6 protein-coding genes are annotated in these 8,527 nt (G+C 57.0%); 1 reads left to right on the top strand and 5 read right to left on the bottom strand.

Annotated elements, in window-relative coordinates:
* Window positions 1-110 precede the first annotated feature (110 nt).
* A complete protein-coding gene (locus RTI30_RS10630) occupies window positions 111-1,115 on the bottom strand; it encodes a class I SAM-dependent methyltransferase (RefSeq protein ID WP_312263244.1) in 1,005 nt (334 codons plus the stop codon).
* Window positions 1,116-1,126: 11 nt separating this feature from the next.
* Complete coding sequence (locus tag RTI30_RS10625) at window positions 1,127-1,906, bottom strand: sulfite exporter TauE/SafE family protein (RefSeq protein WP_312263243.1); 780 nt, start codon at window positions 1,904-1,906, stop codon at window positions 1,127-1,129.
* A gap of 83 nt (window positions 1,907-1,989) precedes the next feature.
* On the opposite strand from RTI30_RS10625, the gene RTI30_RS10620 reads away from it, so the two are divergent.
* Complete coding sequence (locus RTI30_RS10620) at window positions 1,990-2,889, top strand: D-alanyl-D-alanine carboxypeptidase family protein (protein ID WP_312263242.1); 900 nt, start codon at window positions 1,990-1,992, stop codon at window positions 2,887-2,889.
* On the opposite strand, the gene RTI30_RS10615 is transcribed toward RTI30_RS10620, so the two are convergent.
* The 3 genes from RTI30_RS10615 to RTI30_RS10605 form a co-directional block, all read right to left on the bottom strand.
* Window positions 2,890-4,422 (bottom strand): DHA2 family efflux MFS transporter permease subunit, encoded by a 1,533-nt coding sequence (locus RTI30_RS10615; RefSeq protein WP_312263241.1) that lies wholly within the window; start codon window positions 4,420-4,422, stop codon window positions 2,890-2,892. It lies immediately after the preceding gene.
* Between the two features lie 78 nt (window positions 4,423-4,500).
* Window positions 4,501-8,058 carry a glycosyltransferase gene (locus RTI30_RS10610; protein ID WP_312283746.1) on the bottom strand — a complete coding sequence of 1,186 codons (3,558 nt, stop codon included), beginning with the start codon at window positions 8,056-8,058 and terminating at the stop codon, window positions 4,501-4,503.
* A 260-nt stretch (window positions 8,059-8,318) separates the two neighbouring features.
* Window positions 8,319-8,527 (bottom strand): hypothetical protein (locus tag RTI30_RS10605; RefSeq protein ID WP_312263239.1); only part of this gene is annotated, 209 nt, incomplete at its 5' end.

The raw sequence follows: 8,527 nt of genomic DNA, 5'->3' as shown, positions 1-8,527 counted from the left end.
ACGCTCTTCCGATCTCCCCGGATCCGGTACCCGACATGTTGAACCTGCATGGCACTCCTCCCTCGCCAAAGAAGTGCCAAAGGTTTGTGAACTTATGCACAGACAACGCGTCAGGCGCGGCGCCGACCGAGCACCACCACATCGCTGCCAAAGGGATGGATACTGGGCTCAAGCCCGGCGGCTGCGAGGGCATCGGCAATTTCTTGTGGCCGCAAAAAATGGTTGCCCTGCACGTGCTCGGTAAGGTTCTGAAAGGCCATACCCCGGTAGGCTGGCTCGCGTAGGACTTGGGTGTCGTCGGGCCAGGCGGGTTCCCAAATGACCAGCGCTCCGCCAGGGCGCAACTCCTGCTCTAGGCGCGTAAAGAGTGTGCCCCGCTCCTCCCACACATGGTGCAGAGCACGATTCATAGCGATGAGATCTGCAGGCTCGGGCAACTGAAAATGATGGATATCGCCCTCGGCAAAGTGCAGTCGCTCTCCCAGCCCCTCGGCCTTGGCAAGCTCTGTGGCCTGACGAACATTTTCCGCAAAACCGTCCAAACCAAGACCCCGCAGACCGGCGCACTGGTGCAAGAGAGCGCGCAAATACCAGCCGTTGCCGCAGCCCAAATCCACCGCCAAACCCTGGCGCGCGTTTATTTCGCTAAAAAAGGGTAAGGCCGGAACGATTTTTTCTTCAAAAGTACGGCGGAAATTGTGCTCCAACATGGCACCAAACCAAGGCAAGATCGTTTCCCGCTCGGCCAAGACCTTCTCGCCAGGGCGCTCGCCGGTACGCATCAGGCCGGCGGCACGTTCGGCCATATGGGCACTTAGTACCGTACCAACTGCGGCGGCCATGCGGCTTTGGGGGTGCTCTGGCCGCATCAGATCGCCGTCTTCGCTGAGGCGATAGGTCTCCCCCTCTTTCTCCAGCCAAGAGAATGCATAGGCGGCATCGCACCAGCGCTGCAGGTATCCGGCATCCAGGTGGGTTTCTTGCGCCAATGCCGCAACCGATGCCGGCCCCATTCGATGCAGAGCCGAGAACAGTCCATTGACTACCCCAATGAAGGCAATATGCAAAGACATAGCGCCTTGCGAACGCGCCCGTAGTTCTTCAGCAGAAATCATTTCGCTTCTCCTTACAGCAGATATTTGAGGCCCACAATGGCCAACACGATCAGGGTACCGCGCAAAAAGGCCTGTTGATTGATTTTGAAATGCAGATGATTGCCAGCCCAAAGGCCGAGCAAGGTCGGTGGCACCAGCAGCAGGAAGCCCAAGGCCAAGGGGCCGGTGAGCAGCGCCAAAAAAATGTACATAAAGGCGCGGATCACATTATCCGACAGGGCAATGCCCTGAAAGGTAGCGCGAAAGGCTCGCTTGTCGAGGTGGCGCATCTGCAAATAGGCAACAATGGGCGGACCACCACCGCCGTAGAGGCTGCCGATGATTCCCCCAAAGGTGCCCAAGGGCACGCCCCAGGGCAGCGATAAACGTGGCAATTTCTCCGGCTTGAGCAACAGGGCGTAGAGCACGTAGGCGAGGATGAAAACACCGAGAAAGCGGGTAAGATCCTGCGCATTGCTATCCGCCAGTACAAAGGCGCCAATCAAGAGCCCCAGCAGACTGCCGGGAAGCAGCCAGCGCAGTTCCGGCCAGCGGATTTCGGAGAAATCGTAGGCACCCAACAATACGGAGCCGAGCAAATCGAGGAGCAGGACTACCGGCACGACCTCCTTGATGGGAAAAAGCAGCGTCAACAACGAAACCGAGATCAGCCCCGAGCCAAAACCGATCACGCCTCGCACGTAAAAAGCCAGAAAGACGATAAAGGCAGCAATCCCCCACAATAGGGGATGGGCCAAGAGACTACTGGCCGCGAGACTAGCGGTGGCGGACAACTCGCCCCCAATGTGCATAACCTGCTCCTATAAATTCTATTGAAAAATAGAGAAAAACGCCTACACTCTAAACCATCACTTTAGCATGGAGCGGCAGCGTCGTGGTCGCGATACGGAAAACGTTCATCAATTCTTTGTTTTTTATAATATTTATTCTGGCACCCTGGATAGCCAGCGAGGCCCGCGCGGAAACCGTGGCCGCTCAGCCCCCCATCGATGCGCGCGCCTACATCCTCATGAACGCCGATACGGGGCAGATCCTGGCCGCAAAAAACGCCTATCAGCCCTACGCCATTGCCAGCCTGACCAAGCTGATGACTCTGTATTTGCTTTTTCAAGACATAAGTAACGGTCATCTGCAACTCCACGAACAATACACGCCCTCCCCCGCTGCCTTACGCACTGGCGGCTCGTCGATGTTTCTGCGTGCTGGGCTGCCCTTTACCCTCTCCCAGCTCATCCTTGGCATGACGGTGCCCTCGGGCAACGATGCCGCAGTAGAGGCCGCGGTGCTGGTGAGTGGTAACGTGCCCAGCTTTGTGCAGCAAATGAACGCCACGGCAAAGCAGCTGGGCATGCTTTCGACCACCTATTACAACCCCGATGGCTTGCCGCATCCCAACAACTACTCCAGCGCCTACGATCAGGCAATTTTGACGCGCAACATCATGCAGCGCTTTCCCGACTTCATGCCCTATTTCAACCACGAGAATTTCACGTACGCCGGCATCACCAGTCCCAATCCCAATCTTCTGGTCGGCCGCGTACCCTTTGTGACCGGCATGAAAAGCGGCTATACCGATGCTGCAGGTCATTGTTTGGTCGTTACCGGAACCCAAGGCAATGTGCATTTGATTGCCGTGGTTCTCGGCGTTCCCTCCTTTCATAATGAGAGCAGAGGCTTTTGGAAAACTTCCTGGGAAAGCCTCAAACTGCTGGACTGGGGCTTTGCTCGCACCCTCTGGTTGCCGCAATTGGAACCCACCGCTGCGGAGCAATGATCAATGCCCGGGCAGCTCCTGCGTCGCGGCCTTGGGCTTGGCTTTCGGGCTACGCAGCAGCAGGATCAGTGGGAATAAGGCCAAGAAACTATAAAACGCGAGAATAAGGGCATCCAATATCCCGCGCATGCCCGCTTGGGGAAGAATGACGAGTTGCCCGAGTATATGCCACGCTTGCTCTGTCTCGCCCAGCCCCATGGCCGCCAAATACCGATGCAAAGCCGGATTGAAAGGGTTAACGTGCCCCCCCATTTGATTCCAGCCCATTTGTTGTCCCTGGGTCATTACTGTCGAGACGATGGCAATACCAATGCTGCCACCGAGAGTACGCATAAGATTGAAAATTCCCGAGCCCTCCGCTTGGTCTTTTGCATTGATGGTAGAAAATGCCAACGTGAATAGCGGAATGCTGACCAGACCCAAACCCAGTCCCCGAATGAAGGCGGGCCAGATGATCCACCACATACTTATATCGAGATTGTATTTCGTGGTATACCAACTGCCGATACTGCCGAAAACGATTCCCACCAACACGATATTGCGCGGATTGATGTTGCGTGTTAGCAAACGGCCGGCAAGCATCATTGCAATCATCGCACCAATACCTTGGGGTGCCATCACCAAGCCCGTGGTAAAGGCCTCATAACCCAGAAAGTCTTCGAGCATAATCGGCAAAATTACCATGGCGCCGAAAAGCGCCAAGCCAAAAATGGCTATACCCACGCTCCCGAGCGCAAGATTGGCATCCTTGAGGAGACGTAAATTCACCACCGGATAATCGACAGACAAGGAGCGCCAAGCAAAAAATAACAGGCCCAAAACGGCAACCAAACTCAAGATGATAATGGCATGCGAGCTGAACCAATCGTCCTGGTTACCTAGACTCAGCACCGCTTGCAGACCGCCAAAACCGACCGCCATGAGCGCAAAGCCCAGCCAGTCGATGCGCCGCGGCTGCTCGCTGCGACCGAGATTGGGCACCGACCGCAGCAATAAAAGGGCGAGAATCCCAAAAGGGATATTGACATAGAATACCCAGCGCCAACTGAGGGTGTCCGTCAACCAACCACCGAGGGTCGGACCCAGGATGGGCCCGACCATGATGCCCATGCCCAAAATTGCCATCGCCTGACCGCGCCTATGTGGCGGATAGGTACTGAGCATGATGGTCTGCCCCACTGGCGCCAGAGAGGCACCAAAAAACCCCTGCAGCAAGCGCCACAGCACGATTTCGGGCAGGCTGTGCGACTGTCCGCACAACGCCGACGCGACGACAAAACCCGCCACGCTCCAGAGCATGACGGCGCGTTGCCCGTAACGCTCCACCAAGAGCCCGGTGAGGGGCAGGAGGATGACGTTGGCGACCATATAGCTGGTCAATACCCAGGTGATTTGATCACTATTGGCCTGCAGCGAGCCGCTCATATACGTGAGCGCGACATTGACGATGGTTAGATCGAGCACCTGCATGACCACCGCGAGCATGACCGCGATGGTGATGACGACCACAGACGTATTCTCGGAATCGCTCATCGGTCTCTCCACGATTTTCTGCAGTGTACTGACCGATCGGTCGGTATGCAACCGAGACGAGCTTGCGCGAGGCCCGATCTAGGGCAGCCAGGCCTTCATCCAATCATCGAGATGCTCTTCCAGCAACCAATACCTGCGCACATGCTCCCGCAAGCGGTCACCCGCCGCGCCAAGGGCGACACGATCCGCCACCGCCTCGCGAATCGTCCGGGTCCAGTCGCGGTAGCGGTTGGCAACACGCCACACGGGAAAATCACCTTGGTAGGGAAAAATGTCCGTACAAACGACGGGGTAGCCGAGAATGCCGTATTCCAGGAGCCGCAGGTGGCTTTTTGCCTCGTTAAAAGGATTCTCCTCCAGCGGCGCCAAGGCAAGGTCGAGATCTAGGCTGGCGAGTTTGGCGGGGTACTGCGGCAGAGGCACACCACCGTGAAACTCGGCAACATAAGGCCGCAAGGCGTCGGGACAGAGCCCAAAAAAGATCCAGTCGACCTCATCGGCCAAGTCGCGGACCACATCGGCAATCATCTCTAAGTCGCCGGTATGCCCTACTCCTCCCGCCCAACCCACTCGCGGCTTGGCGGCACCTCGCCGCGTCGGTTGCAACTTGCCCCAAACGGCATCCTCAATACAGTTGGGCTGCACCCAGACTTCGTCGCTAAAACCTTTGTAGGCTTGGGCGAGAGGCTCCGTCGCCACCACTAACCGATTGCAGAGGCCCGCCGCTTTGCGAAACCGCTTGGCAATGTCCTTGTGGATGTGGGCCTTGTGCAGACTTTTTACCGGCAAGTTGGTGATGAGATCATCGATCTCAAAGACCCGGAATGCTTTCGACAAGGCTTTGTGGCGCTCCAAGGCCTCGATCTGCGGCCACTCCATTTGCCGCTGCAGGACGATACTCTCCGGCGCCATGCGCGCCATTTCGGCCGGCTCAAAAATGCGCATGGTTTCCCAACCCTGCACCCGCCCGGCCTGCTGCAGGGCTCGCATCGGGCTGATGATGCGATACTCGCCGCAACCCTCGCGGTCGGCAGGATGCACAAGGATGCGTGGGCGCGGACGCCAGGCGGGATCCCAGGTCAACGCAGCCTCGCTCTCGATGAGAAAATCGGTACTGGCAAGACTCAGCTGGCGGTTATAGGCAGGATCAAAGGCCAACTGCGGCATCCATTTACGGTAAAACGCCATCTTTTCGCCAGCAAAGCGTTTTTCCTTTTCCGGATTCGGTTTCTGCTCTACCTCGCCACGCTGACTAGCCGACCCTTCGTGCAGCAGCATGGCCCAAGGGGTAAAAACAATTTTCTTACCCAACGCACGCACTTTGAGACACAAATCGATGTCGTTGTAGGAAACCTGAAAACTCTTTTCATCAAGCCCGCCAACGTCGACATAGAGTGATTTGGCAATCAGGAGGCACGCGCCAGTTACCGCCGATAAATTCTGCGTGAGCATGGCACGGCCAAAATAGCCGCGATATTCCGGGGGTTGACCAATGAAAGGGTGTTCCGCCGGCCCTTTCATGCCCAATATCACGCCCGCATGCTGAATTTTACCATCAGGAAAAAGCAATTTGGCGCCAACGATCCCCACCTCCGGCCGCAAGGCATGGCTCACCATTTCGTCCAGCCAATCGTCATGCAAGGCTGCGGTATCGTTATTGAGCAGCAGAAGAAATTCCCCTTTAGCCGCCGCCACTGCGCGGTTATTCATCGCCGAAAAGTTGAATGGACCGGGGTGCTGCAGCACCCGAAGACGACCGCCCAGGCTTTCTTCTTGCGCCGCCAGCAATTCCAGATATTTGACGGCTTCGGGATCATCGCTGCCATTGTCGACAATCAGTATTTCGTAGTTGGGGTAGCGCGTTTTTTCGATAATCGACTCGACACAACGCTGAAGCATACCCAACTGATTGCGGGTGGGCACAATGATGGAGACCACCGGCGTTGCGGTGAGGGGATAACGGACGCGAGTAGAGGGCGGAAAAGGACCAGGGAGAACCTCGGCCGCAATTCCCAATCGTTGCAGATGTCGCTCGAGAGCGCCCTTGCTTGCCGCCAAAATTTCCTCGATGGATTTGCTGCAGTGTCCACCGCCTTGCAAGCGATGATAGAGCACCTCGGGAATATGCCCTATTCCCGCATCTCCTACCCGCTCCCAGGCACGCAGCACAAGATCGTAGTCCTCGGCACCCTCCGCGGCAGGATCAAATCCCCCCAGGGCGGTAAAGAGATCCTTCTTGATCACCAGCAAACCGCCAACATAAGGCAAACTACGCAGATAATCGATGTTGCAATCAGGCTTACAATGCGGGTTCACATACTGCCCATCGGCCGTAAGGGAATCCTCGTCGGTATAGAGCAACTGCCATTCGGGGTGCTGCTCAATCGCCTGCTGAATGCGGAATGTTGCATCGGGAGACAATTGATCGCCGGCGTCGATAAAGGCAAGCCAGTCGGCTGTGCAATCGAGAAGCCGAGCGTCTGCGCGGGCGAGCCAAGCACCCTCTGCTGGCCCAGTTTCGATTTGCAGTAACTCGACTTTCTGCCACTGTGTAGATAAGGAACCTATCGTTCCTTGAGCAGATCGATCGGCATTTAACAACACTGCAAACGTGATTCGAGGCGGTATCTGGTCGGAGCTTTGGCAAGCCTGTGTCGCCCAGGAATGTTCCGATGGAAGCCAGCGGGACTCGGGTAGCCAGGTAGTCTGCACCACGACGGGCTGCGCGACTGACGAAGATGCGGCTCCGGACATGTGATCGCGAGGCAAGTCGAGTTCCGTAAGCTGGGACCAACGCGGCGGAGCACTGGTGACAGATACTGGAGCACCCTCACCCAAGGCGAGCCGCTCACGCCACTTATTCGGCGGGCGACGGTCCAGCTGCCGCAACGTCTCTGCAATAACCGTGGCCGGGGAGATCGCCTCCATACAGAACGATTTTCCGAACTTGCATCGTGGATTGACGTTGGGGGCAGGAAGATCATGTAGGCAACCAACGCAATCAACCGGGGAGCGCAGCGCGATCTGCTCCGCACCGAAAGGAACACGTAACCGAGGATCAGCCATCCCGTAAAGACCAACTGCCGGAGTGCCAACCGCCGCCGCGACATGCAGCAACGCCGAATCCGGACCAACGATCAGATCGGAGACCGCAATAGCAGCCGCAGTTCCACGCAGATCTAACTTGCCGACCAAGTTGAGAATGCGCTGACCCGCAGGGGGGTGGAAGTCGTTGCCGGCGCCAACGGCAATCAACCCTACGCGCGGATCCGCCTGAAGCGCAGTGATCCATGTCTGCCAATGCCCAACTGGCCAACAGCGGTCCGGTGTTGCGCCCATGTGCATCGCAACGATGCGTGTAACCGATCTCCAGCCATCTCCGCCAGATGCAAATAATTCACCAACCGTCTTAAAATCGCGCCGTTCAATGTGAAGCTCGAGTGCCGGATTAGGCAGCGCTACACCTGCAGCCTCGGCATACGCAACGAGGATATGCTCCTTTGGCCGCCGCTCATAGGCAGTATCAAGGTCGATCAGCACGTCATCATGACGAGGGCGGAACCCCGACGATGTAGCCATCAGCAGATCGATGTTTGGGTTGCCAGCAAAGACCTCGTTGATATCTGTCGAGACCACGAGAATATGATCAGGCAGCTTGTTGCGAACCGCGCGCACAATCGGTGTAGTCTGAAGTACGTCGCCGCGTGCATAGCGACGCTGGACTACGACGCGCGGGCGACGCGGCGCGTCGCGTGCCTCGGAAAGGAGTATCAGGTAGTCTTCATCACTGTCCGAGTCAGGTGCAAGTAGCGGGGAGATCTTGGCCGTCTCGAACGCGTCTTCATCGAAGGATGGACGTGCATAACGAAAGAATTCGGCTCGGTTAAAGTGCGGGGCTAGAAAATCTCGAATACGCTGGTAATTCCATGCGCTCCAGTGATGGGGATTACAGTGGAAGCCGTGCCAACGCTCACATGGTAGCGAGACAAGCATCCTACCGCCAGGAGCTGTATGCGTCCACCACCTTTGGCACTGTGGTAGATGTTGGAGGAGGAAGGATAGCGGTGGTTTCTGTCCGAGTCGATGGTGTGGCCGTTCGGCGTTG

The organism is Candidatus Igneacidithiobacillus taiwanensis (assembly GCF_031962545.1).
Classification (GTDB): Bacteria; Pseudomonadota; Gammaproteobacteria; order Acidithiobacillales; family Acidithiobacillaceae; genus Igneacidithiobacillus; species Igneacidithiobacillus taiwanensis.
This window is presented reverse-complemented; position numbering and strand designations above follow the sequence as displayed.